We start from the raw sequence: 26994 nt of genomic DNA on the forward strand, positions 1-26994 counted from the left end.
AGTTTAGCCTCAGGAGAAGAAGAGATGCCATCTTTCGATATCGTTTCAGAAGTCGACATGCAGGAAGTTCGCAATGCGGTAGAGAATGCTAACCGTGAACTGGCAACGCGTTTCGATTTCCGCAACGTCACCGCCAGTTATGAACTCAATGAAAAAAATGAAACCATTAAAGTCATCAGTGAATCTGACTTTCAGGTTAAGCAACTGGTCGATATTCTGCGCGAAAAAATGCTCAAGCGCGGCATTGAAGGCGCGGCACTGGACGTGCCAGAAGAGATTGAACACAGCGGCAAGAGCTGGAGCCTGGATGCCAAAATGAAAAAAGGCATTGAAGCCGATGTGGCGAAAAAGCTGGTGAAGCTGATCAAAGACAGCAAGCTCAAAGTGCAGACGCAGATTCAGGGGGAATCCCTACGCGTTACCGGTAAGTCACGCGACGATCTGCAGGGCGCGATGGCGCTGGTGCGCGGCGGCAATCTGGGTCAGCCGTTCCAGTTTAAAAACTTCCGCGATTAACCGTATTTATTGCGTGCAGCGCGGCGATACAGCGTGCTGCGCGCAACCCCTAACGCCTGTGCGGTTTTGCTGATATTGCCGTTAAACTGCTGCAGCGTGGCGTTTATCAGCTGATCGTCATGTTGCTGACGCGCAGGTAACGCCGGCGCTTCCTCGTTACGGTACGCTTCCGGCAGGTGCATTATCCCCACGGTTTCCCCATCTTCAGCCAGCGCCAGCAAGACTTTCATCAGGCTACGTAACTGGCGTACGTTGCCCGGCCAGCGGTAACGCGTTAATGTCGTCATGACCTCAGGTGACAGCCCAATCTGGCGCGCATCGCCGCCCAGTTCACCCCAGAGCTGTGTGATAAAGGTCGATAGCGAAGGCCAGTCACGCAGCGGTGGAATGGTTAATGAAAACTCCTGTAAGCGATAAAGAAGATCCTCACGAAATGCGCCCTGGCTGACGCGCTGGGCCAAATCCTGGTGCGTTGCGCTGATCACGGCCAGGTTCACCGGCCAGCTCTGACTGGAACCCAACGGTGCGACCTCTTTTTCCTGAAGCACCCGCAGGAGTCGGGTTTGCAGCGCCAGCGGCATATCGCCAATTTCATCCAGAAACAGGACGCCGCCATCGGCCTCACGAATTTTGCCGATATAGCCATTTTTGCTGGCCCCGGTAAACGCCCCGGGCTGATAGCCAAACAGCTCGGATTCAATCAGCGATTCTGGAATCGCGGCGCAGTTAATCGCCACAAATTTGCCCGCACGCCAGCGGCTCTGCTGATGCAATGCGCGGCTCACGTACTCTTTCCCGCTGCCGGTTTCCCCGCGAATGCACAATGCCACTCCGGCATTCAACAGGCGCACCATTTTGTCGCCCTCATTTTGCAGGGAGAAAGGAAGCGGTGGCGCAGGACGTGCGGCGACGCTGAAGCGCGTCCGGGTCGGTGCCCGCAGACGATAGTAATAAGGCTGATGGCCGGTTATTACCGGCGTCGGCAGGGCCGTGGCCTGCAGGTTACGCTGGGGAAACAACTGCTCAAAGGTCGTGACGCCAAGCTGCTCGGCGTGCAGACCCAGTTCACGCATCGCCAGGCGGTTTGCGGCAGTCAGTACGTTATCCGAAAACACCAGCAGCAACTCATCCAGGCTGTCGAGTTTGTGCACATCGGGGTGCAGGCTCATCAGCCACTGCTGCGGATGCAGGCTTTGCTTAACCCACAGGTACTCAATCTGCCGCGCGGCCTGCTTTACCCAGGCAAAGCTGTGGTCGTGGGAGAAATGGGCGGGGCCGGAGATATCCAGCACGCCCGCGATCTGTCCGTTGGGCATTTGCAGCGGCATCGCGGCACAGTAAAGGCCCTGGTTGCGGGTCAGAAAGTGTTGATTACCGTCAACTTCGCAACCGTCGTCTATCGCCAGGGCTGTGCCAATGGCGTTCGTGCCCCGGCCACATTCGCTCCAGATGTTGCCGGGAGCGAGGGCAAAGCGCTGTGCCTTTTGCATCGCCTGCATATCACCAAACGTATGCAGCACCCGGCCCGCAGCGTCAGACAGAATGACCACCGACTGCATCGGTGCCACCTTCTGTGCCAGCTTGCGCATCACCGGCTGAGAAAACTGTTGCAGGTCGGTATTGCTGGCGACCAGTTCTGTCAGCTCTGTCTGGGGCAGGCGAGGAAAATCATCGGCCGAACGCTCCAGCCCGTAGAGTTGGCTGCGTAACCAGGAATCACTCAGCAGTGGGTTATTGTCGATAGCGGGCAGTGTGGCATCGGAAACCTTGTCCTGCATGAATGACCTCGTGCGTTCGGAAAAGTGTTGCGGAATTGTAGCGTCTTGGTTTTTCCAGTGTTGCGATTTGCAACACAAAGCCGGATGAAACCCCTGATTCTGCACTGAACGTTGGTTTGCCTGATGCGCAGGTTCCTGATTATTCTCTGTTTTAATGCGCTTCCCCGCTTCGGCCCGGAGTTGGCACAGGCCGTGCAAGCGTCAGGTTACAGCGAGCTGTCCGTTAAAAAAACATCATGCCGCTGCCTGTCTACCCTACAGAAGGAGTTTGCAATGCGTTATGCCCATCCCGGTTCACCAGGTGCGTTAGTCACGTTCCAGTCTGCCTACGGCAACTACATTGATGGCAAATTTATTGAGCCACTGAACGGGCAATATTTCATGAATACTTCGCCCGTCAACGGCAGTGATATTGCTCACTTCCCGCGCTCCGATGCACGCGATATTGATTTGGCCCTGGATGCCGCGCATCGTGCTGCAGAAGCCTGGGGGAAAACCTCGGTACAAACCCGATCCAACCTGCTGCTTCAGGTGGCTGACCGCATTGATGCCAACCTGGAAAAGCTGGCCGTGGCGGAAAGCTGGGATAACGGCAAACCGATTCGGGAAACGCTCAATGCCGATCTGCCCCTGGCCGCCGACCATTTTCGCTACTTCGCGGGATGCCTGCGTGCGCAAGAGGGCAGCACCGGCGAGATCGATGAGAAAACCGTGGCCTATCACTTTCATGAGCCGCTGGGCGTAGTGGGACAGATTATCCCCTGGAACTTTCCCTTGCTGATGGCGGCATGGAAGCTGGCCCCTGCGCTGGCTGCCGGTAACTGTGTGGTGCTGAAGCCTGCTGAGCAAACCCCGTTGGGCATTACGCTGTTGATGGAGCTGATCGGCGATCTGTTTCCTGCCGGGGTGCTAAACGTGGTGCAGGGCTTTGGCCGTGAGGCGGGGGAAGCGTTGGCGACCAGTAAGCGTATCGCCAAAATCGCCTTTACCGGTTCAACGCCGGTGGGGCGTCATATTATGGCCTGTGCCGCAGAAAATATTATCCCCTGTACGGTAGAGTTGGGCGGGAAATCCCCCAACATCTACTTTGCCGACATTATGAACGGCGAGCCAGATTTTATTGAGAAGGCAGTAGAAGGGCTTGTGCTAGGCTTTTTTAATCAGGGCGAAGTCTGTACCTGTCCTTCCCGCGCGCTCATTCATGAGTCTGTGTATGCGCCTTTCATGGAGCGGGTGATGGCTAAAGTGGCGACGATTCGGCGCGGCGATCCGCTCGACACCGACACCATGATTGGCGCGCAGGCTTCGCGTCAGCAGTTCGATAAAATTTTGTCGTATATCGAGATTGCCCGCAACGAAGGGGGCGAGATCCTGACCGGGGGTGAGCGGGCCTTGATATCGTCTGAACTGGATAACGGTTTCTATATTCAGCCCACGCTGATTAAAGGCAGCAACAACATGCGTTGCTTTCAGGAGGAAATTTTTGGCCCGGTTATCGGTGTGACTACCTTTAAAGATGAGTCAGAAGCCTTGCGCATCGCCAATGAAACGCAGTTTGGTTTAGGCGCGGGCGTCTGGACGCGGGACAGCAATTTAGCCTACCGCATGGGGCGCGCCATTAAAGCCGGGCGTGTCTGGACCAACTGTTACCACATTTATCCGGCCCACGCCGCCTTTGGCGGTTACAAGCAATCCGGTGTTGGCCGTGAAACCCATAAAATGGCGCTCAGCCAGTATCAGCAAACGAAAAATTTGCTGGTCAGCTATGACACGGCACCGCTGGGGCTGTTTTAAGTCCGTAACCTATCTGGAGCGTAAATCATGACGATGAAAATCAACACGATGATGAAAGCCGCGGTCGTGAAGGCCTTTGGTGAGCCGTTAGTCATTGAGCAGGTCCCCGTGCCACAGCCGGGCGCAGGTCAGATTCTGGTAAAAATCGCGGCGACGGGCGTGTGTCACACCGATCTGCATGCGGCAGAGGGCGACTGGCCGGTGAAGCCCGTTCCTCCCTTTATCCCGGGACATGAGGGTGTCGGGCAGGTGGTCGCGGTGGGCGATAACGTACATCATCTGAAGGTGGGCGATCGGGTCGGCGTGCCCTGGCTCTACTCCGCCTGCGGTCACTGCGAGCACTGTCTCGATAACTGGGAAACGCTGTGCCATAGCCAGCAAAATACCGGCTATTCGGTTAACGGCAGTTTTGCCGAATACTGCGTGGCGGACGCCAACTATGTCGGCATCATCCCCGAAAACCTTGCATTCAACGAGGTGGCACCGGTGCTCTGTGCGGGCGTGACGGTCTATAAAGGTTTAAAAATGACCGACACCAAACCCGGTGACTGGGTGGTGATTTCCGGCATCGGTGGGTTAGGTCACATGGCTATACAGTATGCCGTCGCGATGGGGCTGAATGTGGCGGCTGTCGATATCGATGACGATAAGCTGGCCTTTGCCCAACGCCTTGGTGCCAGCGTGGTGGCGAATGCCAGAAACGTCGATCCGGCCAAGGTGTTTCATGAGCACTTTGGCGGCGCGCACGGCGTGCTGGTCACGGCGGTGTCGCCTAAAGCCTTTGAGCAGGCGATCGGCACGTTACGTCGCGGGGGCACCATGGTGTTAAATGGCTTGCCGCCTGGCAAATTCGATCTGTCTATTTTCGATATGGTGCTGGACGGCATTACGGTGCGCGGTTCTATCGTCGGAACGCGTATGGATTTACAGGAGGCGCTGGATTTTGCCAGCCGTCATAAAGTGAAAGCCAGCGTGGCGATTGAACCGCTCAGCAATATTAACGATATCTTTGCCCGGATGCATGCAGGCAAGATTGAAGGCCGTATTGTGGTGGATATGTCATTGTAAACCCAGCCAGGATGCGATGACTACCTGATGAAAAAAGGTGCCAGCGTTAAACGCGGCACCTTAATGCATCTGGGCTGTTACCGCGTATCTGACGGCAACTGAGGTAATCTTCCCCTGCAGTGCAGCCCCGTTTTAACAACTGCCGATGAGCGCTTCCAGTTCAGGACGACTGGTGACTTTACTGTCTATCTTGATGTAAGCGCTTTTCTCTTCCGGCACAATCAGCACCGATGAGACGCCAGGCTGTGCTTTCAACCGTTTTTCCAGATTAGGCACAGCCAGTGCGGCATCGCTCAACACCAGACGCAGGCTGCTGACATAAGGCGGTTCCTGCATTGTCATACTGACAAACAGCCAGGCCGCGGCCACGATCGCCCCCACCATAAATACGGTTTGCGCATCGAAATGGCCAAACAGCCAACCGCCCAGGCTACCGCCGATGGCGACGCCTAAAAACTGGCTGGTGGAATAAAGCCCCATTGCGGTGCCTTTATAACCGGCAGGTGACTCCTTGCTGACCAGCGAAGGCAGAATCGCCTCCATCAGGTTAAACGCCAGGAAGAACAGCTGCACGCCGACGACCAGCGTCCAGAAATGCCCCTGCGCGCCCCATAAGACAATTTCTGCGATGACCATCATGCCGACGCAGCCGACAAAAACCCGCTTCATGCGGCGTTTAACTTCTGCATAAATGATAAAGGGCACGACGCCCGCAAACGCAATCAGCATGGTGGTCAGATACACTTTCCAGTGTTCCGACGGCGGTAAGCCAGCCTGTTCAAACTGGTCGGGCAGGGCGATAAAACTCGACATCAGCAGAATGTGCAAAAAGAAAATGCCCAGGTTCAGTTTGACCAGCCTTGGGTTGGCCAGCACTTTGCTAAAGCTGCCGCGCACCATGCCCGACTCACGATTAAGCACGTGATGAGAGGAGGAGGGCACGATCCATAAGGTAATCGCAATCCCCATTGTCGCAAGGAGCGCGATCATCCAAAACAAGGCATGTAAGCCCAGCTTGTGTGTCACTATTGGACCTAAGACCATCGCAATGGCAAAGGTGACGCCAAAGCTGATGCCGATAAACGCCATTGCTTTGGTGCGGTTCTGTTCGCGGGTCAAATCAGACAGGAGTGCCATGACGGCGGCGGCAATCGCCCCGGAACCCTGCAGTGCACGTCCCAGTATGATGCCCCAAATGGACGCCGTGCTAGCAGCAATCACACTGCCGAGTACAAACAGCAGCAGGCCGCCCACAATCAGGGGCTTACGCCCAATGCGATCTGACAGCAGGCCAAAGGGGATCTGGAAAATCGCCTGTGCCAGGCCGTAGATGCCAATGGCCAAGCCAATTAAGGTTTCACTCGCGCCCTGGAGTGCCATGCCATAGGTGGTCAATACCGGCAGGACCATAAACATTCCCAGCATACGCAGGGAAAAGACCGTGCCGAGGCCCCACGTGGCGCGCAGCTCCACCGGAGTCATTTTGTTATCGTTCATTCCAACCTCTGTTGTTGTGCTGCGTTTATTCTAGGGAGGGAGAGCGGGCGGGTAAAACAATAGTTCTTAAGCAGTGGTAACAAAAAGAAAGGGCGCGAAAATCGCGCCCGTTTCATGCTGTTTTAGTACACATTAGCGCACGTAGGTCAGCAGGTCTTTCGAGGCTGGCGTCATAAAATCAACCGACATCATGACGCTCAGGGCCGTAATCGCCACAATCGAGAAGACGAACAGCTTACGTGCCCAAACCCGATCATTTGAGGTTTTATAGCCTGACAGCGCCATTCCCAGCCACCACACGCTAACAGCAGACGCGACGATCAGATATTTGTAGCCCGCGTAGCCGCCCAGCGTCAGCATCAGCGTGGCAATCATAAACGCCAGGATATAGAGCGTAATGTGATTTTTCGCCACGGAAATGCCTTTCACCACCGGTAACACCGGGATGTTGGCAGCCTGGTAATCTTTAAAGCGGAAGATGGCAATCGCATAGGAGTGCGGCATCTGCCACAGGCTAAAGATCGCCAGCAGGATTAAGGCACCGGCATCAAACTCATTGGTCACTGCACAGTAGCCAATGACCGGCGGCGCAGCGCCGGACAGGCTACCAATCAGCGTACCGTAGACGGAGTGACGCTTCATATACAGGCTGTAAATGCCAACGTATACCACGAAGCCCATCACCGCCAGCCACATGGCCAGCGGGTTAGCACCGAAATACAGCAGTGCAAAGCCAGCAATACCCAGCACAGTGGCGTAAACCAGGCTAACTTTCGCGGAGATAAGGCCTTTTACCAGCACCCGATTCCTGGTTCTCTCCATCTTGATATCAATGTCACGGTCGATCACGTTGTTGAAAACACAACCTGATGCAACAACCAGCGACACGCCAACCAGTGAGGTGAGAAACAGGGCGTAATCAATGCTGCCCTTAGAGGCCAGCAAAAATCCGCCGATCACAGAAATTAAATTCCCGAAAATAATTCCTGGCTTTGTAACTTGCAGGTATTGCTTAAACATTACACAGACTCTTTAGTGGGGCATCATGTTGTAGTTGAGGTTCCACATGATCCACAGTGAGCCAACGACAACAATCAGAATAATGATTGCTGAGAAGACAATGGCCACCATGTTCCAGCCACCTTCAGATTTGCTGTCCAGATGCAGGAAGTAAACCAGGTGAACCAGCACCTGAACTACTGCACAGACCAGCACAACACCGAGGATGGTTCCATGAGAAGCGCTGCCATCCATTACCATCCAGAACGGGATTCCCGTCAGGATGATAGAGAGGATGAAGCCGATCATGTAAGACTTCACGCTACCGTGTGATGCACCATGTTCGTTAACAGAATGACTCATTACATGGCTCCCATCAGATAAACTACGGTAAACACGCAAATCCAAACCACGTCCAGGAAGTGCCAGAACAGGCTCAGACACATGATACGGGTACGGTTAGTGGCGTTCAGACCGCGTTTCGCGATCTGGAACATCAGCACGGCCATCCAGATTAAACCAGAGGTTACGTGCAGACCGTGAGTACCGACCAGCGTAAAGAAGCCAGACAGGAAACCACTGCGATCAGGACCAAAGCCTTCAACAATCAGGTGATGGAACTCATAGATTTCCATCCCGATGAAGCCAGCACCAAACAGGAAGGTCAACGCCAGCCAGCCGATAACGGTGCCTTTGTTTTCCTTGTTCATGGCGATAACCGCCATGCCGTAGGTGATGGAGCTTAATAACAGCAGGGCGGTTTCAACCAGCACGAACGGCAGTTCAAAGATATCTTTGCCTGCCGGACCACCGGCGGTGCTGTTAACCATAACTGCATAGGTCGCAAACAGCGTTGCGAAGATAATGCAGTCACTCATCAGGTAGATCCAGAAGCCAAAGACTTTATTGGCTCCTGCATCGTGATGCCCATGCTCCGCATGGGCGTCGTGGTGGTGTTTTACGGTTTCAGTTGACATTATTTCAGACCTGCTTTGCTGATTTCGTCAAAGTGCTGCTTTTCAATCTTCTCTACTTCGGCAACCGGAACGTAGTAATCCACGTCTTCGTCGAAGCTCTTCACGATCCAGGTTACGATCATGCCGAGGAAAGAAAGACCCGCCAGCCACCAGATATGCCAGATCATCGCAAAACCGAAGATGGTCGCAAACGCGGCAATAACAATCGCAGCACCGCTGTTTTTCGGCATATGAATTTCTTCATAATGAGCCGGTTGCTTGTACGCTTCGCCTTTCTCTTTCATTTCCCAGAAAGCGTCACGCTCATGCACATGCGGGATAACAGCAAAGTTATAGAACGGCGGTGGTGAAGAGGTTGCCCACTCCAGCGTACGCGCGCCCCATGGGTCACCGGTCAGATCGCGGTTCTGGTCGCGGTCACGCACAGAAACGTAGAACATAATGATCTGGCAAAGGATACCGCATGCAATCAGTGCCGCACCGCCTGCCGCTACCACCAACAGAGGGTGGAACTGCGGGTCGATGTCCTGGCTCAGACGACGTGTCATCCCCATAAAGCCCAGAACGTACAGCGGCATAAAGGCGACGAAGAAGCCGATGATCCAGAACCAGAAGGCACGCTTGCCCCAGGTTTCGTTCAGCGTAAAGCCGAACGCTTTCGGGAACCAGTAAGTCACGCCTGCCATACAACCGAATACCACACCACCAATAATCACGTTATGGAAGTGAGCAATCAGGAACAGACTGTTGTGCAGCACGAAGTCCGCACCTGGCACCGCCAGCAGAACACCGGTCATACCACCGACAGAGAAGGTGACCAGGAAGCCTACGGTCCACAACATCGCAGAGTGCATCTGAATGCGGCCCTGGTACATGGTGAACAGCCAGTTAAAGATTTTAACCCCGGTAGGAATGGCGATAATCATCGTCATAATACCGAAGAAGGCGTTTACGTTCGCACCCGCACCCATGGTGAAGAAGTGGTGCAGCCAAACGATGAACGACAACACGGTGATGGCGATAGTTGCCCATACCAGTGAGGTGTAACCAAACAGACGTTTTTTCGAGAAGGTCGCTGTGACTTCAGAGAAGACACCAAAGACCGGCAGAACAAGGATGTACACCTCTGGATGACCCCAAACCCAGATCAGGTTGACGTACATCATCATGTTACCGCCCATATCATTGGTAAAGAAATGGAAGCCGAGGTAACGATCAAGTGTCAACAGTGCCAGCGTTACGGTCAGAACCGGGAACGCAGCGATGATCAGGACGTTGGTGCACAGGGAAGCCCAGGTAAATACCGGCATTTTGAACAGGTCCATGCCCGGTGCACGCATCTTCAGAATGGTCACGAAGAAGTTAATACCGGTCAGCGTGGTACCAATACCGGAGAGCTGGAGACTCCAGATCCAGTAGTCTACCCCCACGCCAGGACTGTATTCTGCCCCCGACAGCGGTGGATAGGCCAGCCAGCCAGTTTGTGCGAATTCACCGACACCCAGAGACAGGTTAACCAGGATTACACCAATCGCGGTAAACCAGAAGCTCAGGTTGTTCAGGAACGGGAAGGCAACGTCACGCGCACCAATTTGCAAAGGTACAGCAATGTTCATCAGGCCCACGACGAACGGCATCGCCACGAAGAAGATCATGATCACGCCGTGCGCGGTGAAGATCTGGTCGTAGTGATGCGGCGGCAGTATGCCTGCTTCCCCGGCCGAAGCCAGAACCTGCTGGGTACGCATCATTACCGCATCGGCAAAGCCGCGCAGCAGCATGACGAACGCCATGATGATGTACATGATACCCAGTTTTTTGTGGTCGATGGAGGTGAACCATTCTGACCACAGATATTTCCACTTACCGAAATAAGTGATGGCAGCGACAAGCGCCAGACCTGCGATGATGATACCGGCAACCGTGACCATGACAATCGGCTCATGGAACGGTACCGCATCCAGTGTTAATTTTCCGAACATCGTATTATTCCTCGGCTCCCGCGGTAGCGGTGTGACTCATGTCCATGCCTTTATGCTCAGGCATGTCCATCTTCCCGTGGCTATGCATGAACTTGTTGATGACCTGCAAGAACAGTTCAGGATTAGCAGAAGAGAAATATTCCACCGGGTGATTTTCGCTTGGTACGGCTACTTTCTCGAAATCATCCATCGTTGTCAGCGTGTTAGGTGCCGCTTTAACTTTAGCAACCCACTGCTGGAACTCCGCGTCGTCTTTGGTGGCAATGGCTTTAAACTTCATACCAGAGAAACCGCGACCACTGAAGTTGGCGGAAATACCGTCGAAAGTTCCTGGCTCGTTGGCAATCAGATGCAGTTTAGTCTGCATGCCTGCCATCGCGTAGATCTGGCTACCGAGCGTAGGAATAAAGAAGGAGTTCATAACGGAATTAGAGGTGATTTTGAAGTTAACCGGTGTGTTTGCCGGGAAGGCAATCTGGTTAACTGTCGCAATACCTTGTTCTGGATAAATGAACAGCCATTTCCAGTCCAGGGCAATCACATCAATCTCAACCGGTTTCACGTCTGACGCCAGCGGTTTGCTCGGCTCCAGGGCGTGGGTTGATTTCCAGGTCAGCACACCAAGGAAAACGATGATCAGGATCGGAATGGTCCAGACCACGGCTTCCACTTTGTTAGAGTGTGACCAGTTAGGGCTGTATTTGGCATTAGTGTTCGACGCCCGATATTTCCAGGCAAACACCACGGCCATCAAGACTGCAGGTATCACGACGATCATCATCAGACCAAAAGCGGTCAGTATCAGCGAACGTTGCTCCAGCGCAATCTGTCCTTTGGGATTTAACAATGCATTATCGCAGCCACTCATTAATAAAGTGCCTGCGATTAATGACAAAATCCCCAAACTTTTATTGTATTTACTGAGTCTCATTTAACGACCTCAATGACAAAGGGCTCTATTGTCGTTTAAGTGTGCGCGCATTTTACGGGAAGGTTTATGCAGTGTAAACCAGCTTAAGGATGTGTCAGAACCATGTTGACACCTTTTGCTAAGGGTGTCACAGATGTTGTTCTCGGTGACAAATTATTAACGTGGACAAGCAGTTGGCGGCAATATAACAAAAAGAGATGGATATAGGGTTAAACAAAAGTGGTAATGGTATAACCCTGACTTTAATCACCCATTTATTTAACAATATTGCATCATTTGTTCGATTAATTTTAACCTAATTAATTGCGCACCGGTTTTAAATATTCTGATCGAATGCACCCACTGACCGAAATATTTTTTTGTAAATTGACACGCAAAGACAAATTAGGCGCGCTTAACCGACTGTACGGAATTTAACCAAAATCCCACCCTGTTAGCGAATGCCGGGAAGATCACCACGCTGATGCAGCGAGCGATAATCCAGCACCACGCCGCAGAGTACACCACAGAGTGCCAACGTCATGCCGGCTTCAAACAGCGGGACCAGTGCTGTCGACAGACGGGGTAAGCCCGCTGCATTCAGCGCCAGTGCCAGCAGCCATAAAGCCAGCAACCCGCAGCCGCTGGCGAACAGCCGGTTTGTCCAGCGGTAGCCCGCTGCGAAACGGGTACGCGGCAAAAACTGCCCGATTGTTTGTGTGAAATCCAGCGTGCCACGGCAAAATGCTAACAGCACCAGACCCGGTAAGCCAGCCAGTACCGTAAACGCATAGAAGGTCGGCCAGCCCCACAGTTCAACTAAGAAGCCCGCCGTAGGGCCAACGTAAACCCGACCTACCGCCGACAGGGCCGACAGCAGCGCGAACTGCGTTGCCGAAAAGGACTTGTTGCACAGCGTCATCAGTAGCGCGACAAACGCAGCCGTGCCCATACCGCCACACAAGTTTTCGATAAATACTGCGCCTGCCATGCTCCACAGATGCTTGTCGGTGACTGCCAGCAGCCAGTAGCCAAAATTAGATACCGCCTGTAGCAGGCCAAAAATCATCAGCGCGCGAAACAGGCTCAGGCGTTGCATCAGCACGCCGCCATACAGCGCCCCGATAATAGTCGCCAGCAGGCCGAGCGTCTTATTAACCAACCCGACATCGCCCGGATTAAAGCCCACGCCGCGAATCAAAAAAGTGGTAGTGAGCGAGGCGGCAAACGCATCGCCGAGCTTGTAAAGGATGATCAGCGTTATCAGCAGCCAGGCATTATTACGGTTAAAAAAGTCCCGTAGGGGATCGACCACCGCCTGACGAAGCGACTGAGGCGCGGACTGTCGGTTATCCGGCTCGTTAGCGATAAAGGTTGCGACGATGCAGGGAACCAGCAACAGCGCCATCAGCCAGTAAGTTGCCCGCCAGCCCAGATAGCGATCGGCCAGCCACAGGGCGAGTCCACCCGATATCAACATAGCCAGTCGGTAGCCTAACACCGTGATAGCCGCGCCGCTTCCGCGTTGCTCAGGTGGCAAAACGTCCGTCTTCCAGGCGTCAAACACAATATCCTGAGACGCGGAACAGAACGCAATCAACACCGCCAGTGCCGCCATCAGGGTCAAATCCCGGCTGGGCTGCATAAATCCCATCGCGATGATGCTGGCGACCAGCGCTAGCTGGGTGATCAATAACCACCCTTTACGACGGCCCAGAAACGGCGGTGTGTAGCGATCCATCATCGGTGACCAGAGAAACTTAAACACGTAAGCCTGGCCCACGAGGGAAAAGAAACCGATGGTTTTCAGATCAATATTATCAACGGTCATCCACGCCTGTAAGGTCCCGCTCGTTAATGCCAGGGGCAAACCTGACGCGAATCCCAGAAGGAGCAACACAGCGGCATTTTTTTGACGGAAGACGCGGAAATAGTGATTCATACTGACCTTGAAAAGCGCCCGGCATCATGCCGGGCGAGGGGCAAAATTAGTGAGAGTTTTGTTTAATAAATTCGTTGACGCTGGTGTCCTGCGCCATATCGGCAATCACATCGCTCAGCGTTGAGTTCACCGCATTGGTGATTTTCTGGTTACTGGCGCTGAAGGCACCTTCTACGCTGTAGGTCTGACGGTAGTTTTTAATCTGCTTGTTGCCGTTTTTCGCGGTGGCAACAATAGAGATATCTGCCTTGGTCGTAATGCTGTAACGCACGTCACCCTGGGTCACGTCGGCATACAGATTATTAACAATGATTTGCAGATCGACTGCGCCATTGGGGCCGACCATATAGCCGCGTGCCGTCATCTGTTTTTCCAGCACTTCCTGCAGTAAGAAGCGCAGGTCGCGGGACGGTGTGAGGCTGACCAGTTGTCCGTCGCGATTCACTTTTGCCAGCGCCTGATCGCGGCGTTGGTCAGCACCGTTGATACTTACGGTGACGCCCATCAGGCTGGGATCGCGTTGCGGCAGCTGAATTTTAGGTTGAATCGTCAGTGTGTTGTTGCTGGAAGCACAGCCGGCCAGGATAAAAGCAGCCAGCAGTGGGAATAACAGTTTTTTCAACATACGCTTTCTCGTTAATGTAATGGGTTGGTGTGCAAAAACTGCGGCCATCATAGCAAAGCGGTGCAGTGAATAAAGCCCCCAGCGCGAGGTAAAGTCACGCAACGGTGTTTCGTCCGCGTTGTGTTGCGTAAAACGACGAGCCGATAAGGCGCGCGCGCAGAAACCGCGGGAATGATAATATTCTGCCCGCCATCGCGTAGTGTGGCAGAAAACCGACTAATATTTAAACAGATGGGGCACCGCGCTCGCCATTGAGGGTAAAACCATGATTCGAGAACAGATAGAAGAAAAGCTGCGGCTGGCTTTTGCGCCGGCTCATCTGGAGGTCCACGATGAAAGCTACCGACACAATGTGCCTGCGGGTTCGGAAAGCCACTTTAAAGTTGTGATCGTCAGTGACAGTTTTACCGGCCAGCGTTTCCTGGCGCGTCATCGGGCGATTTACAGCGAACTCAGTGCAGAACTGGCGGGAAGCGTTCATGCCTTAGCGCTGCATACGTACACGCTTAAAGAGTGGGAAGGATTGCAGGATACGGTCCTGGCGTCACCCAACTGCCGCGGTGCCGGAACGCTAGCCTGAGTGCACCATTTTTAAACGGCCTGCGGGCCGTTTTTGGCGTTTAATTGTGGCTAAACGCGATCTGCGGCTCAAAAAAGCAGCAAACTCCCTAAAAAGTGGTGACTTAGCATCCTCGACTCATCTCAGCGATGCCGCTATAATGCTGCGTCTATTTTTCCGGAATGTCTTCGGGACGCTTCTGGTAACAGGGATCAGGTTCTCTTCACGGAAGCCGTCCCGGTTGTTAGATACGGCGCATTAACCAATGTGTGGTGTCTGAAGTTGACCGAGCACGTGATTTTTTGAGGTAACAAGATGCAAGTTTCTGTAGAAACCACTCAGGGCCTGGGCCGTCGCATTACGATTACTGTCGCTTCTGACAGCATCGAAAGCGCTGTTAAAAAAGAACTGGTGGATGTGGCGAAGAAAGTCCGTATCGATGGTTTCCGTAAAGGCAAAGTGCCAATGAACATCGTGGCACAGCGCTACGGTGCGTCTGTGCGCCAGGACGTGCTGGGCGATCTGATGACGCGTAACTTTGTTGACGCCATCATCAAAGAGAAAATCAATCCGGCTGGCGCACCTAACTACGTGCCAGGCGAATACACTGAAGGTCAGGACTTTACCTATGCGGTAGAATTCGAAGTGTATCCAGAAGTTGAGCTGAAAGGCCTGGAAAACATCGAAGTCGAGAAGCCACAGGTTCAGGTCACTGACGCTGACGTTGATACCATGCTGGAAACCCTGCGTAAGCAGCAGGCTAACTGGATTGAAACCGACGCCGCTGCGGGCGCAGAAGACCGCGCGACTGTCGATTTTACCGGTTCAGTTGACGGCGAAGAGTTTGAAGGCGGTAAAGCCTCAGATTTCGTTCTGGCAATGGGCCAGGGCCGTATGATCCCAGGTTTTGAAGAAGGTGTTGTGGGTCATAAAGCAGGTGAAACCTTCACTATCGATGTGAAATTCCCTGATGACTACCATGCTGAAAACCTGAAAGGGAAAGACGCTAAGTTCGAAATCGTGTTGAAGAAAGTTGAAACGCGCGAACTGCCAGAACTGACTGAAGACTTCATCAAACGTTTCGGCGTAGAAGATGGCTCAGTTGACGGTCTGCGTGCCGAAGTGCGTAAAAACATGGAACGCGAGCTGAAAGGCGCTATTCGTAACCGCGTGAAAACGCAGGCTATCGACGGTCTGGTTGACGCTAACCCAATCGACGTGCCTTCTGCACTGATCGACAGCGAAGTCGACGTTCTGCGTCGTCAGGCTGCACAGCGCTTCGGTGGTGATGAGAAGCAGGCGCTGGAACTGCCACGTGAACTGTTCGAAGAGCAGGCGAAACGTCGCGTTGTTGTCGGCCTGCTGCTGGGCGAAGTGATTCGCGCCCACGAGCTGAAAGCTGACGAAGATCGCGTGAAAGTGCTGATCGAAGAGATGGCTTCTGCGTATGAAGATCCGCAGGAAGTGATCGAGTTCTACAGCAAAAATAACGAGCTGATGAACAACATGCGCAATGTCGCGCTGGAAGAGCAGGCTGTTGAAGCCGTGCTGGCAAAAGCCAAAGTTTCTGAGAAAGAAACTAACTTCCAGGAACTGATGAATCAGACCGCTCAGGCCTAATCGTCCGTTTAACCGGTTGTGCTGAAGCCCGCGCCTGAAAAGTCGCGGGCTTTTTTCTGTATCAGGCTCGCTGTCTGCCGGTTTGCCGCTATTTGGTTAATTTTTGGGCAAATTGTTCACGCATCGCTTTTTCCGGGTTAGCGATTGATGAAAAGGTTGTTATGCTTGAAACAACTGAGCAGCATCCCAAGATACAGGGAGTATGCAAAAAACAGTTCGGCTGACTGATTAACCGTCCTTGAGTTGTCGGTAAGAGGCAGAGCATAGTTTTTGACGCTCGTCTTACGTAAAATCGGTACAGAATGTTGCCAATGAAATTTATCCAGGAGACGGTAATGTCATACAGTGGCGATCGTGAGTTTACTGCACCGCACAATGCGTTGGTGCCAATGGTGGTCGAGCAAACCTCGCGCGGCGAGCGTTCATACGACATCTATTCCCGTCTGCTTAAAGAGCGCGTAATCTTCCTTACCGGTCAGGTAGAAGATCACATGGCGAACCTGATTGTGGCCCAGATGCTGTTTCTGGAAGCAGAGAATCCGGAAAAAGATATTTACCTTTATATCAACTCGCCGGGTGGCGTGATTACGGCAGGGATGTCAATTTATGACACCATGAAGTTTATCAAGCCGGACGTCAGTACAATTTGTATGGGCCAGGCCTGTTCAATGGGGGCTTTCCTGTTGACGGCCGGGACTAAGGGCAAGCGTTTCTGTCTGCCAAACTCACGCGTAATGATTCACCAACCGCTGGGTGGCTATCAGGGACAGGCGAGTGACATTGAAATCCATGCGCGCGAAATCCTGAAAGTGAAGCAGCGTATGAATGAACTCATGGCGGAGCACACCGGCAAGTCACTGGAAGAAATTGAGCGTGATACCGAGCGTGACCGTTTCCTCTCCGCCAGCGAAGCGGTAGAGTATGGATTGGTCGATTCAATCCTGACCCATCGCCAATAAGCCCTAACTTCGCCTTGTCTCTGGTCTATAGTTAACAGGACAGGGTTATAATGGGTTGAATGAACATCGGCCGTGTACCCACGGCCAGTGCTGTACCCCTGGTACGGCCTGAGAACAAGAAGAGGTTAACTGATGACAGATAAGCGCAAAGACGGTTCAGGAAAGTTGCTGTACTGCTCTTTTTGCGGCAAAAGCCAGCATGAAGTGCGTAAGCTGATTGCCGGGCCGTCAGTGTATATCTGCGATGAGTGCGTTGATCTGTGTAACGACATTATTCGCGAAGAGATTAAAGAGGTTGCCCCGCATCGCGAACGTAGTGCACTGCCTACGCCGCATGAGATTCGCCATCACCTCGACGATTACGTTATTGGTCAGGAAAGGGCCAAGAAAGTCCTGGCCGTGGCGGTGTATAACCACTACAAACGTCTGCGCAACGGGGATACCAGCAACGGAATCGAACTGGGCAAAAGTAATATCCTGCTCATCGGTCCTACAGGTAGCGGTAAAACGCTGCTGGCTGAAACCCTTGCCCGTTTACTGGATGTGCCTTTCACCATGGCGGATGCCACCACGTTAACCGAAGCCGGTTATGTAGGTGAAGACGTTGAAAACATCATCCAGAAACTGCTGCAAAAATGTGACTACGATGTGCAGAAAGCACAGCGTGGTATTGTCTACATCGATGAAATCGACAAAATTTCACGTAAGTCAGACAATCCTTCTATCACCCGTGATGTGTCGGGCGAAGGGGTACAGCAGGCGTTACTGAAGCTGATTGAAGGGACAGTGGCTGCGGTTCCTCCGCAGGGCGGCCGTAAACATCCGCAGCAGGAGTTTTTGCAGGTCGATACCTCGAAGATTCTGTTTATCTGTGGTGGTGCGTTTGCCGGTCTGGACAAGGTGATTTCCCAGCGTGTTGAAACCGGTTCAGGCATCGGATTTGGTGCAACGGTAAAAGGCAAATCGCAAAAAGCAACGGAAGGCGAGCTGCTGGCGCAGTGTGAGCCGGAAGATTTGATCAAATTTGGTCTGATCCCCGAGTTCATTGGTCGTCTGCCTGTCGTCGCAACGCTCAATGAACTGAGTGAAGAGGCGCTGATTCAGATCCTGCGTGAGCCAAAAAATGCACTGACCAAGCAGTATCAGGCGCTGTTTAACCTGGAAGGCGTGGATCTGGAATTCCGTGATGAAGCCCTGACGGCGATTGCGAAAAAGGCGATGTCACGTAAAACCGGTGCGCGTGGTCTGCGTTCGATAGTGGAAGGTGCGCTACTGGAAACGATGTACGATCTGCCCTCTATGGACGACGTCGAGAAAGTGGTGATTGATGAGTCAGTTATTGAAGGTCAGTCCGAACCTATGCTGATTTATGGCAAGCATGAAGCTCAGGCTTCTGGCGAATAAATAAACAAATCGTCCACATTGTGCCATCTAAAAAGGGGAAAATCTTTCCCCTTTTGCATTTCTCACCGTTGTGACATTGAATGTCTGACAATCATCCCCATATACTCAGACACCTGTGGGTTTGACCGCATACCTGCCTGATGCGGTACCCATCACCTGGCGGACACTAAACTAAGAGAGAGCTCTATGAATCCTGAGCGTTCTGAACGCATTGAAATCCCCGTCTTGCCTTTGCGCGACGTGGTAGTTTATCCGCACATGGTAATTCCGTTGTTTGTTGGCCGGGAAAAATCAATTCGGTGCCTCGAAGCCGCAATGGATCATGATAAAAAGATCATGCTGGTCGCACAGAAAGAGGCTTCAACGGATGAACCTGGCATAAACGATCTTTTTTCAGTGGGTACAATTGCCTCCGTCCTGCAGATGTTAAAACTGCCAGACGGTACGGTGAAAGTGCTGGTTGAAGGCTTGCAGCGTGCCAACATCACTACGCTTGCTGACAACGGCGACCACTTTGTGGCCCAGGCTGAATATCTGGTCTCACCAGAGATCGAAGAGCGCGAGCAGGAAGTGCTGGTGCGCACGGCGATCAATCAGTTTGAAGGCTACATCAAACTGAATAAAAAGATCCCACCTGAGGTCTTAACCTCACTGAATAATATTGACGATGCGGCACGCCTGGCGGATACGGTTGCGGCGCATATGCCATTGAAACTCGCAGATAAACAGTCAGTGCTGGAGATGTCAGACGTGAACGAACGTCTGGAATATCTGATGGCGATGATGGAATCTGAAATCGATCTGCTGCAGGTTGAAAAACGCATTCGCAACCGCGTTAAAAAGCAGATGGAAAAGAGCCAGCGTGAGTACTATCTGAATGAGCAGATGAAGGCCATTCAGAAAGAGTTGGGCGAGATGGATGATACGCCTGATGAGTACGAAGCATTAAAACGCAAAATCGATGCGGCCAAAATGCCGCAGGAAGCGCGTGAAAAAGCGGAAGCTGAACTGCAGAAACTGAAAATGATGTCACCGATGTCTGCGGAAGCGACGGTGGTGCGTGGCTATATCGACTGGATGGTGCAGGTTCCATGGAACGCGCGCAGCAAAGTGAAGAAAGATCTGCGCAAGGCTCAGGAAACCCTGGACATTGACCACTACGGTCTGGAACGCGTTAAAGACCGCATCCTTGAATATCTTGCGGTGCAAAGTCGCGTCAGCAAAATCAAAGGACCTATCCTTTGTCTGGTGGGGCCACCGGGCGTCGGTAAAACCTCGCTGGGTCAGTCCATTGCGAAAGCCACCGGGCGTAAGTACGTTCGTATGGCATTGGGTGGCGTCCGTGACGAAGCGGAAATCCGTGGTCATCGCCGTACCTATATCGGTTCAATGCCGGGCAAGTTGATTCAGAAAATGGCGAAAGTGGGCGTGAAAAACCCCCTGTTCCTGTTAGATGAAATTGACAAAATGTCATCAGACATGCGCGGCGATCCGGCATCAGCCCTGCTGGAAGTGCTGGACCCAGAGCAGAACATTGCGTTTAACGATCACTATCTGGAAGTGGATTACGATCTCTCCGATGTGATGTTTGTGGCGACCTCTAACTCCATGAACATCCCGGCACCGCTGCTGGATCGTATGGAAGTGATCCGTCTGTCGGGTTATACCGAAGATGAGAAGCTCAACATTGCGAAACAGCATTTGCTGCCTAAGCAGATTGAGCGCAACGCATTGAAAGCGTCAGAGATCAGCGTCGATGACAGCGCGATCGTCGGTATCATTCGTTACTATACGCGAGAAGCCGGTGTGCGTAGCCTGGAACGTGAACTGTCCAAGTTGTGCCGTAAAGCAGTGAAAACGCTGCTGATGGATAAAACCAAAAAGCACATCACCATTAATGGTGAAAACCTGAAGGATTTCCTTGGGGTTCAGCGCTTTGACTATGGCCGCGCCGACAGCGAAAACCGTGTTGGTCAGGTTACCGGTCTGGCCTGGACGGAAGTTGGCGGTGATTTGCTGACTATCGAAACCGCCTGTGTGCCTGGTAAAGGGAAACTGACCTATACCGGATCGCTGGGTGAAGTGATGCAGGAATCCATTCAGGCAGCCTTGACCGTGGTACGCGCACGTGCAGAAAAACTGGGTATCAACGGTGATTTCTATGAAAAACGTGATATCCATGTGCACGTACCGGAAGGGGCAACGCCAAAAGATGGTCCAAGTGCCGGTATTGCGATGTGTACTGCACTGGTGTCCTGTCTGACCGGTAACCCGGTGCGCTCTGATGTGGCGATGACGGGTGAGATCACCTTACGCGGTCAGGTGTTACCTATCGGCGGGCTGAAAGAGAAGCTGCTGGCAGCACACCGTGGTGGCATCAAAGTGGTTCTGATCCCGGACGAGAACAAACGCGATCTGGAAGAAATTCCACAGAACGTGATTGCCGATCTGGAAATCCATCCGGTCAAGCGCATTGAAGAAGTGCTGAATCTGGCACTGGAAAATGCGCCTTACGGCATGCAGGTTGCTACCGCAAAATAGTGATTAATGGCATAAACCGTTAAAAAGCAGAGCTGGCAACACCAATTGGTGCTTGCCAGCTTTTTTTTGTGCCGTTAATTTAGGTTGCTGCTGGACTGACGTTATAAGAGGATTACCGTTGTTTCAGCTAATAAGGCTTGATATAACTTGCTGCGCGTTCGTACCCGACAGGAAGCGTGGGTACGATGTGAAATAATAAAGAGGGGATGAATAGAGTGAATAAGTCACAACTGATCGATAAAATTGCTGCCGATGCCGACATTTCTAAAGCAGCAGCAGGACGTGTGTTAGATGCATTTATGGGCTCTGTTTCTGATGCGCTGAAAGGCGGAGATGAAGTGGCGCTGGTGGGTTTCGGCACTTTCTCAGTACGTGAGCGTGCAGCGCGCACAGGCCGTAATCCGCAAACCGGTAAAGAGATTACTATCCCGGCAGGTAAAGTACCGGGTTTCCGTGCAGGTAAAGCACTGAAAGACGCTGTCAACTAATGACAACGCCACCACTCATTAACACATTTTCTTGAGTGGATTAGAGGACGGTTAACGCGTTCTCATGTAACATACGGGCACATCGATGAGATGTGCCTTTTTTATATCCAGAGAGGCAGTAAAGGTCGCGAGGCTTGTCTCAACAGGATTATTGCTGCCAGCCAGATTTGCAGCTGAGTAATGCGCCGGGAAGATGGCGTTATTGCGACAGGGCTTTACATTCACACTACAGCGGAGTGTTGTCATACCATGATGGACAATTTACGCGCGGCGTCGAACCATGTCGTGCTCAAGATTATTTTGGGGTTGATCATTCTCTCCTTTGTGCTGACCGGCGTTGGCAACTATCTGATTGGCGGCAACAATGATTATGCGGCCAAAGTTAACGGTCAGGAGATCAGCCGGGCGCAGTTAGATCGGGCATTTAACAGCGAACGGAACCGTCAGCAGCAGATGTTGGGTGATCAGTTCTCACAACTGGCAGGTAATGACGGTTACATGCAGCAGATGCGCCAGCAGGCACTGTCTCAGCTGATCGATCAGGCTTTACTGGACACCTACATTAAAGATCTGCACATCGCTATCAGTGACGATCAGGTCAAGCAGGCTATTTTCAATCAGGCCGCTTTCCAGACCAACGGTAAGTTTGATAACGCCAAATATAACGCGATGATTACCGATATGGGCTTCAACGCTGACCAGTACGCGGAAGCGCTGCGTAAACAACTGGCCACCCAGCAGTTGATTAACGCCATCGCGAACACCGACTTTATGCTTAAAAATGAAACCAGCAAGCTGGTGGATTTGGTGGCACAGAAGCGTGATATTCAGACCGCGACGATCGACGTGAATGCGCTGGCGGCAAAGCAAACCGTCAACGATGACGAAACCAGCCAGTACTATCAGCAGCATAAAAACAGCTTTATGGCCCCTGAGCAGTTCCGGGTCAGCTATATCAAACTGGATGCCGCCGGTATGCAGGAAAATGCCAGCGATGCGGATATTCAGGCCTGGTATGATAAAAATAAAGCGGACTACACGCAGCCACAGCGCGATCGTTACAGCGTGATTCAGACCAAAACGGAAGCCGATGCCAATGCGATTTTGGCTCAGCTGAAGAGCGGTGCTGATTTTGCCGAGCTGGCGAAGACCAAATCCATCGACCCGATTTCTGCCCGTAAAGGTGGGGACATGGGCTGGCTGGAGCCGTCAACCACGCCGGATGAGCTGAAAAATGCAGGGCTGAAAGAGAAAGGCCAACTGTCAGGTGTGATTAAGTCTTCCGTTGGTTTCCTGATTGTGCGCCTTGACGATATCAAGCCTGAGCAGATCAAGCCGCTGGCTGATGTGCGCAGCGAAGTGGCGGATAAAGTTGAGCAGGAAAAAGCGCTGGACGCTTTCTATAAACTGCAGCAGAAGGTGAGCGAAGCAGCCAGCAATGACAATGAGTCGCTGGCCGGTGCTGAGCAGGCGTCAGGCATTAAAGCCACAGAAACAGGCTGGTTTAACCGTGATGACGTGCCGAAAGATCTCGACTTCGACGCGGTGAAGCAGGCTATTTTTAACGGCGGTCTTGTTGGTCAAAATGGCGCGCCGGGGAATAACTCTGACATCATCAGTGTCGATGGCGATCGCGCTTTTGTGTTGCGTATCAGCGAGCATAAACCTGAAGCGGTAGAGCCGCTGGAGAAGGTTAAAGCACAGATTATCGATACGTTGAAACACGATAAAGCGACGCAGCAGGCAAAAGCCCAGGCCGATAAACTGTTAGCCGACCTGAAAGCCGGAAAACAGGATGTGCTAAAAGCCGCAGGCCTGACGCTGAGCGCCAGCAAAACGGTTGATCGTAATTCTCAGGACCCGGTGGCGCAGGCGGCGTTTAACCTGCCACAGCCTGCGGATAACAAACCGTCCTGGGGCGTAAGCGAAGATATGCAGGGCAATGTGGTACTGGTGGCGGTTAATAAAGTCAGCACCGGTAGCATGCCTCAGGCTCAGATTGATGAAATGGTCAAAGGTGTCACGCAGAACAATGCGCAACTTGCCTTTGAAGCATTGCTGCAAAATCTGCGCAAAGAGGCCAAAATTAAATACGGTGCTGCTGCCCAGATGCAGTAATCCTCGCAAAATTCAGGTAATCACTGAAACGACTAAAGGCCGCTTATGCGGCCTTTTCCATTTCTGTCGTTTGCGCTTTGAGTCCATTTTACCGACATGACAACCTGAGCCTGCTGTTTAACACAAGGAGAAACACAGCATGGCTAAAACCAACTTACAGGCCTTTTATCTTTCCCTCGCCCTGTGTGGCGCACTGTATCAAATGCCACTGTCAGCGGCAGAAACCCCAAGTGAAACGCAGGCCGCTCAGGTTTCCCTGCCGCATCAGGAGCAGGTCAGTATCAACGACGCGACGGCAGAACAGCTCTCGTCGGTGATGAACGGTGTGGGTCTGAAAAAGGCGCAGTCCATCGTCAGCTATCGTGAAGAATACGGCCCGTTCACGGCCATCGATCAACTTAAAGATGTGCCCGGCTTTGGTAATGCTCTGGTCGAGAGAAATGCGTCGCGTCTGAAATTGTGAGGTAAGGCGCAACTCTGATGCTTAACCTGCTGGCCTGGCCGGACTCTGCTAAAGTGAACAGGTCCAACCAGTTAATCTTTAGCAGCAGGAGAACAGGAATGCAGACCACGATAAAAGTGCGCGGTTATCATCTGGATGTTTATCAGCATGTTAATAATGCTCGTTATCTGGAGTTTTTAGAAGAAGCGCGCTGGCAATGGCTGGAGGAAGCAGACGCTTTTAACTGGCTGCTTGAGCAAAAACTGGCCTTTGTGGTGGTTAACATCAACATCAACTATCGTCGCCCGGCGGTGCTGGGCGATGTCCTGGAGATCAGCAGCGAGATGACGCAGCTCAATGGAAAAAGCGGCATTATGTCTCAACGTATTCTTTTAGCCGGTGGGGATACGGTGGTTGCGGATGCGGCACTGACTTTCGTGTGTATCGATCTTCGTTCACAAAAAGCCGTTCCGCTTGAAGGCGAAGTGCGGCAGCGGCTGGAAAAATTAATAACCTGACTGACAGGATCAACGCGGCGGCAATCGTTAGCCGCCGCTCACGTCTTTACTGTAAACCGGTTTTTGCCTTCATGGCTGACATGATGCCGGGACTATCCTGCAGATAAGCCTTCAGACCTTTTGCGCGCAGATGACAGGCGGCACATTCGCCACAGCCGTCACCTTTCACGCCGTTATAGCAGGTGAGCGTCTCTTCACGGATTAGCGTGAGCTGCTGCCAGTAATCGGCCAGCGCCCAGGTTTCGGCCTTATCGAGCCACATCAGCGGGGTTTCAAAGCGGATATCGCGCGCCATGCCAAGCGTGACGGCGTGGTTAAGCGCTTTAACAAACTCATCGCGACAGTCGGGATAACCGGAGAAGTCCGTTTCACAAACGCCGGTGATCACCGCCTCAGCCTCAACCTGATAGGCGTAAACGGAGGCCAGAGTCAGGAACAGAATATTTCGGCCCGGTACAAATGTGCTTGGCAGGCCCGTTGCCTGCGGGTCATAAGCAGGAACCGGGATGTTGTCTCGCGTCAGGCTACTGACGGCCAGCGCATTCAGCATGGTCACATCCAGCACTTTATGCGCCCGGGCGCCTAGTTTTAACGCAAGCTCACGCGCTACCTCAATCTCTTCACGGTGACGTTGACCATAATCGAAGGTCACGCAGTGTACTTCATCGTAAAGCTGTAAAGCCTGAACCAGGCAGGTGGTGGAGTCTTGTCCACCGCTAAATACCACAACGGCGCGTTTCATGGCTCGTCCTAATAACAAAAATTGGTGCTTATGGTAATACCTCAGGGCGTTGCTGAACAGCTGCAAGCGGCGGTCACTATCAGGAGAATACCAATGAACGCTGGTCCTCAACGGTTTCCGCAGCGCGGCGGTCCCCGGGTAACGGGTACAGCACGCGCTCAGATTAGTACCGTGGGGCTGGCGAGAAGCCTAACCGCGTCAGCGGAAAGGGGCAGGTGAGGGCGTCAGGTGACGTCAGTGGAATGGGCGCTAAACAGATTGAGGCCGGCAGCGTCAACAGGATGGACTCGTCATCGCTGAGCCTGTCAGACAGGACGAGCTGCGAATCCTGGCACCGTGGTTGCTCAGGCCGCTGTTATCCAACCCGCACGCCAGAAGACAGGCTTGATCGCCACCTCAGGCCAGCTCATGCTGCCATGGCGCAATCTCGCCAATATGCTGAGCCACCCATTCGGGTTGATAGTAGGTATCAAGATAACGTTCGCCACTGTCGCACAGGAGCGTCACCAGCGAGCCTTGCTCGTTGTTATCGCGTAAGCGTTTTGCTACCTGCATCATGCCCCAAAAATTCGTGCCGGTAGAGGGGCCCGGTTTACGTCCCAACAGGGTTTCCAGCTTCAGCATGGCGGCAATTGTCGCGCCATCGGGCACTTTGATCATTTCATCAATCACATCAGGCATAAAGGAGGGTTCAACGCGTGGGCGACCAATACCTTCAATCATGCTGCCGCGATTGCTGGTCAGAGTGGCATCACGATTTTGCCAGTAGTCATAAAAAACCGAATGCTGCGGATCGACCACCAGTAAGCGCGTATCGCATCCCTGATAGCGGATATAGCGCCCCAATGTGGCTGACGTACCGCCGGTGCCCGCGCTCATAATTAACGTATGAGGAACAGGAAAAGGCTCGTTCGCCATCTGGCGGAAAATACTTTCGGCAATATTGTTGTTGCCGCGCCAGTCGGTTGCCCGTTCAGCATAGGTAAACTGATCCATAAAGTGGCCGTTCAGTTCCCGGGCCAGACGCTCGGATTCGGCATAGAGCTGACAGGGATCGCTGACAAAATGGCACTGACCGCCGTAGAAGGTAATCTGCTCAATTTTCCGCTTTGCAGTGCTGGCTGGCATCACGGCAATAAAGGGTAAGCCCAACAGGCGAGCAAAATAGGCTTCAGAGACGGCGGTACTGCCAGAAGAGGCTTCAATAACAGGCGTGCCTTGTTTGATCCAACCATTGGCAAGCGCGTAAAGAAACAGGGAACGCGCCAGGCGATGTTTCAGGCTTCCGCTGGGATGCGTACTTTCATCTTTCAGATAGAACCCAATGCCCGGAAAATCCGGCAAACTGAAGCGAATTAAGTGCGTGTCCGCTGAGCGTTGAAAGTCAGCGTTTATTTCGTTAATCGCGTGGCGTATCCAGCATGTTGACATAGGGTTCATTTCCGCTCGGGTGAAAGTCACTATCTTAAGGCACGTGCAGGAAAAAGAGCTTGCAGGTTTTGCGTTAAAATGGCG

At 52.7% G+C, this 26994-nt stretch carries 23 protein-coding genes; 12 read left to right on the forward strand and 11 right to left on the reverse strand.

Features of this window, described 5'->3' with window-relative positions:
• Positions 1–24: 24 nt before the first annotated feature.
• Positions 25–516 (forward strand): YajQ family cyclic di-GMP-binding protein, encoded by a 492-nt coding sequence (locus tag NR177_RS11405; RefSeq protein WP_063878638.1) that lies wholly within the window; start codon positions 25–27, stop codon positions 514–516.
• Here NR177_RS11405 and NR177_RS11410 read toward each other — a convergent pair.
• Positions 513–2294 (reverse strand): sigma-54-dependent Fis family transcriptional regulator, encoded by a 1782-nt coding sequence (locus NR177_RS11410; protein WP_256852925.1) that lies wholly within the window; start codon positions 2292–2294, stop codon positions 513–515. The two genes, NR177_RS11405 and NR177_RS11410, sit on opposite strands and share 4 nt — an antisense overlap.
• A 273-nt stretch (positions 2295–2567) precedes the next feature.
• On the opposite strand from NR177_RS11410, the gene NR177_RS11415 reads away from it, so the two are divergent.
• Positions 2568–4088, forward strand: a complete 1521-nt coding sequence (locus tag NR177_RS11415) for an aldehyde dehydrogenase family protein (RefSeq protein ID WP_063881116.1) — start codon at positions 2568–2570, stop codon at positions 4086–4088.
• A gap of 27 nt (positions 4089–4115) precedes the next feature.
• On the forward strand, positions 4116–5156 hold the full coding sequence (gene adhP / locus NR177_RS11420; protein ID WP_256852926.1) for an alcohol dehydrogenase AdhP: 1041 nt from the start codon (positions 4116–4118) through the stop codon (positions 5154–5156).
• 132 nt (positions 5157–5288) lie between these two features.
• Here adhP and NR177_RS11425 read toward each other — a convergent pair whose 3' ends face one another.
• From NR177_RS11425 to NR177_RS11460, 8 genes are all read right to left on the reverse strand, one after another.
• The gene (locus tag NR177_RS11425) at positions 5289–6653 is read right to left on the reverse strand and encodes an MFS transporter (protein WP_063878641.1); all 1365 of its coding nucleotides are present in this window, start codon (positions 6651–6653) and stop codon (positions 5289–5291) included.
• A gap of 132 nt (positions 6654–6785) precedes the next feature.
• A complete protein-coding gene (gene cyoE, locus NR177_RS11430; protein WP_063878642.1) occupies positions 6786–7673 on the reverse strand; it encodes a heme o synthase in 888 nt (295 codons plus the stop codon).
• A 12-nt stretch (positions 7674–7685) separates the two neighbouring features.
• Complete coding sequence (locus tag NR177_RS11435; protein ID WP_013024878.1) at positions 7686–8015, reverse strand: cytochrome o ubiquinol oxidase subunit IV; 330 nt, start codon at positions 8013–8015, stop codon at positions 7686–7688.
• The gene (locus NR177_RS11440) at positions 8015–8629 is read right to left on the reverse strand and encodes a cytochrome o ubiquinol oxidase subunit III (protein ID WP_063878643.1); all 615 of its coding nucleotides are present in this window, start codon (positions 8627–8629) and stop codon (positions 8015–8017) included. Before NR177_RS11440 ends, NR177_RS11435 begins: the two co-directional genes overlap by 1 nt.
• Positions 8629–10611, reverse strand: coding sequence for a cytochrome o ubiquinol oxidase subunit I (gene cyoB, locus NR177_RS11445; RefSeq protein WP_063878644.1), 1983 nt, complete (start codon positions 10609–10611; stop codon positions 8629–8631). The genes NR177_RS11440 and cyoB overlap by 1 nt, the downstream gene beginning before the upstream one ends.
• Before the next feature lie 4 nt (positions 10612–10615).
• Positions 10616–11542: a cytochrome o ubiquinol oxidase subunit II gene (gene cyoA / locus NR177_RS11450; RefSeq protein WP_063878645.1), complete on the reverse strand. Its 927-nt coding sequence runs from the start codon at positions 11540–11542 to the stop codon at positions 10616–10618.
• A 433-nt stretch (positions 11543–11975) separates the two neighbouring features.
• On the reverse strand, positions 11976–13463 hold the full coding sequence (ampG, locus tag NR177_RS11455) for a muropeptide MFS transporter AmpG (RefSeq protein ID WP_256852927.1): 1488 nt from the start codon (positions 13461–13463) through the stop codon (positions 11976–11978).
• 46 nt (positions 13464–13509) lie between these two features.
• Entirely contained in the window at positions 13510–14088 is a 579-nt protein-coding gene (locus tag NR177_RS11460; RefSeq protein ID WP_063878647.1) for a lipoprotein, read from the reverse strand.
• Between the two features lie 265 nt (positions 14089–14353).
• On the opposite strand from NR177_RS11460, the gene bolA reads away from it, so the two are divergent.
• The 9 genes from bolA (at position 14354) to NR177_RS11505 (ending at position 24737) form a co-directional block, all read left to right on the forward strand.
• Positions 14354–14668, forward strand: a complete 315-nt coding sequence (gene bolA / locus NR177_RS11465; protein ID WP_063878648.1) for a transcriptional regulator BolA — start codon at positions 14354–14356, stop codon at positions 14666–14668.
• A gap of 294 nt (positions 14669–14962) precedes the next feature.
• Positions 14963–16267 carry a trigger factor gene (gene tig / locus NR177_RS11470; protein ID WP_256852928.1) on the forward strand — a complete coding sequence of 435 codons (1305 nt, stop codon included), beginning with the start codon at positions 14963–14965 and terminating at the stop codon, positions 16265–16267.
• Between the two features lie 335 nt (positions 16268–16602).
• On the forward strand, positions 16603–17226 hold the full coding sequence (gene clpP / locus NR177_RS11475; protein WP_096011996.1) for an ATP-dependent Clp endopeptidase proteolytic subunit ClpP: 624 nt from the start codon (positions 16603–16605) through the stop codon (positions 17224–17226).
• Between the two features lie 132 nt (positions 17227–17358).
• Entirely contained in the window at positions 17359–18630 is a 1272-nt protein-coding gene (gene clpX, locus NR177_RS11480; RefSeq protein WP_063878651.1) for an ATP-dependent protease ATP-binding subunit ClpX, read from the forward strand.
• Between the two features lie 186 nt (positions 18631–18816).
• Entirely contained in the window at positions 18817–21171 is a 2355-nt protein-coding gene (gene lon, locus NR177_RS11485; RefSeq protein ID WP_063878652.1) for an endopeptidase La, read from the forward strand.
• A 215-nt stretch (positions 21172–21386) separates the two neighbouring features.
• On the forward strand, positions 21387–21659 hold the full coding sequence (gene hupB, locus NR177_RS11490; protein WP_014606441.1) for a nucleoid-associated protein HU-beta: 273 nt from the start codon (positions 21387–21389) through the stop codon (positions 21657–21659).
• Between the two features lie 249 nt (positions 21660–21908).
• A complete protein-coding gene (gene ppiD, locus NR177_RS11495) occupies positions 21909–23777 on the forward strand; it encodes a peptidylprolyl isomerase (RefSeq protein ID WP_256852929.1) in 1869 nt (622 codons plus the stop codon).
• A 139-nt stretch (positions 23778–23916) separates the two neighbouring features.
• The gene (locus NR177_RS11500) at positions 23917–24240 is read left to right on the forward strand and encodes a helix-hairpin-helix domain-containing protein (protein WP_063878654.1); all 324 of its coding nucleotides are present in this window, start codon (positions 23917–23919) and stop codon (positions 24238–24240) included.
• A gap of 98 nt (positions 24241–24338) precedes the next feature.
• Positions 24339–24737: a thioesterase family protein gene (locus NR177_RS11505; RefSeq protein ID WP_063878655.1), complete on the forward strand. Its 399-nt coding sequence runs from the start codon at positions 24339–24341 to the stop codon at positions 24735–24737.
• Positions 24738–24783: 46 nt separating this feature from the next.
• Here the strand turns inward: NR177_RS11505 and queC are convergent, their stop codons facing one another.
• Together queC and NR177_RS11515 are read right to left on the reverse strand one after the other, a co-directional pair.
• Positions 24784–25479 carry a 7-cyano-7-deazaguanine synthase QueC gene (gene queC, locus NR177_RS11510; RefSeq protein ID WP_256852930.1) on the reverse strand — a complete coding sequence of 232 codons (696 nt, stop codon included), beginning with the start codon at positions 25477–25479 and terminating at the stop codon, positions 24784–24786.
• A gap of 396 nt (positions 25480–25875) precedes the next feature.
• Positions 25876–26910 carry a PLP-dependent cysteine synthase family protein gene (locus NR177_RS11515; RefSeq protein WP_063878657.1) on the reverse strand — a complete coding sequence of 345 codons (1035 nt, stop codon included), beginning with the start codon at positions 26908–26910 and terminating at the stop codon, positions 25876–25878.
• Between the last annotated feature and the right edge of the window lie 84 nt (positions 26911–26994).

Source organism: Pantoea sp. Fr+CA_20 (assembly GCF_024520835.1).
Taxonomy (GTDB): domain Bacteria; phylum Pseudomonadota; class Gammaproteobacteria; order Enterobacterales; family Enterobacteriaceae; genus Pantoea; species Pantoea allii.

Excerpts from the sequence above, each read along its gene's own strand:
- tig (WP_256852928.1), top strand. The coding sequence starts at position 14,963 with ATGCAAGTTTCTGTAGAAACCACTCAGGGCCTGGGCCGTCGCATTACG.
- NR177_RS11405 (WP_063878638.1), top strand. The coding sequence starts at position 25 with ATGCCATCTTTCGATATCGTTTCAGAAGTCGACATGCAGGAAGTTCGC.
- NR177_RS11410 (WP_256852925.1), bottom strand. The coding sequence starts at position 2,294 with ATGCAGGACAAGGTTTCCGATGCCACACTGCCCGCTATCGACAATAAC.
- cyoA (WP_063878645.1), bottom strand. The coding sequence starts at position 11,542 with ATGAGACTCAGTAAATACAATAAAAGTTTGGGGATTTTGTCATTAATC.
- clpP (WP_096011996.1), top strand. The coding sequence starts at position 16,603 with ATGTCATACAGTGGCGATCGTGAGTTTACTGCACCGCACAATGCGTTG.
- queC (WP_256852930.1), bottom strand. The coding sequence starts at position 25,479 with ATGAAACGCGCCGTTGTGGTATTTAGCGGTGGACAAGACTCCACCACC.
- NR177_RS11415 (WP_063881116.1), top strand. The coding sequence starts at position 2,568 with ATGCGTTATGCCCATCCCGGTTCACCAGGTGCGTTAGTCACGTTCCAG.
- NR177_RS11425 (WP_063878641.1), bottom strand. The coding sequence starts at position 6,653 with ATGAACGATAACAAAATGACTCCGGTGGAGCTGCGCGCCACGTGGGGC.
- lon (WP_063878652.1), top strand. The coding sequence starts at position 18,817 with ATGAATCCTGAGCGTTCTGAACGCATTGAAATCCCCGTCTTGCCTTTG.
- bolA (WP_063878648.1), top strand. The coding sequence starts at position 14,354 with ATGATTCGAGAACAGATAGAAGAAAAGCTGCGGCTGGCTTTTGCGCCG.
- NR177_RS11460 (WP_063878647.1), bottom strand. The coding sequence starts at position 14,088 with ATGTTGAAAAAACTGTTATTCCCACTGCTGGCTGCTTTTATCCTGGCC.
- NR177_RS11435 (WP_013024878.1), bottom strand. The coding sequence starts at position 8,015 with ATGAGTCATTCTGTTAACGAACATGGTGCATCACACGGTAGCGTGAAG.
- adhP (WP_256852926.1), top strand. The coding sequence starts at position 4,116 with ATGACGATGAAAATCAACACGATGATGAAAGCCGCGGTCGTGAAGGCC.
- ppiD (WP_256852929.1), top strand. The coding sequence starts at position 21,909 with ATGATGGACAATTTACGCGCGGCGTCGAACCATGTCGTGCTCAAGATT.
- NR177_RS11515 (WP_063878657.1), bottom strand. The coding sequence starts at position 26,910 with ATGTCAACATGCTGGATACGCCACGCGATTAACGAAATAAACGCTGAC.
- ampG (WP_256852927.1), bottom strand. The coding sequence starts at position 13,463 with ATGAATCACTATTTCCGCGTCTTCCGTCAAAAAAATGCCGCTGTGTTG.
- NR177_RS11505 (WP_063878655.1), top strand. The coding sequence starts at position 24,339 with ATGCAGACCACGATAAAAGTGCGCGGTTATCATCTGGATGTTTATCAG.
- cyoE (WP_063878642.1), bottom strand. The coding sequence starts at position 7,673 with ATGTTTAAGCAATACCTGCAAGTTACAAAGCCAGGAATTATTTTCGGG.
- cyoB (WP_063878644.1), bottom strand. The coding sequence starts at position 10,611 with ATGTTCGGAAAATTAACACTGGATGCGGTACCGTTCCATGAGCCGATT.
- clpX (WP_063878651.1), top strand. The coding sequence starts at position 17,359 with ATGACAGATAAGCGCAAAGACGGTTCAGGAAAGTTGCTGTACTGCTCT.
- NR177_RS11440 (WP_063878643.1), bottom strand. The coding sequence starts at position 8,629 with ATGTCAACTGAAACCGTAAAACACCACCACGACGCCCATGCGGAGCAT.
- NR177_RS11500 (WP_063878654.1), top strand. The coding sequence starts at position 23,917 with ATGGCTAAAACCAACTTACAGGCCTTTTATCTTTCCCTCGCCCTGTGT.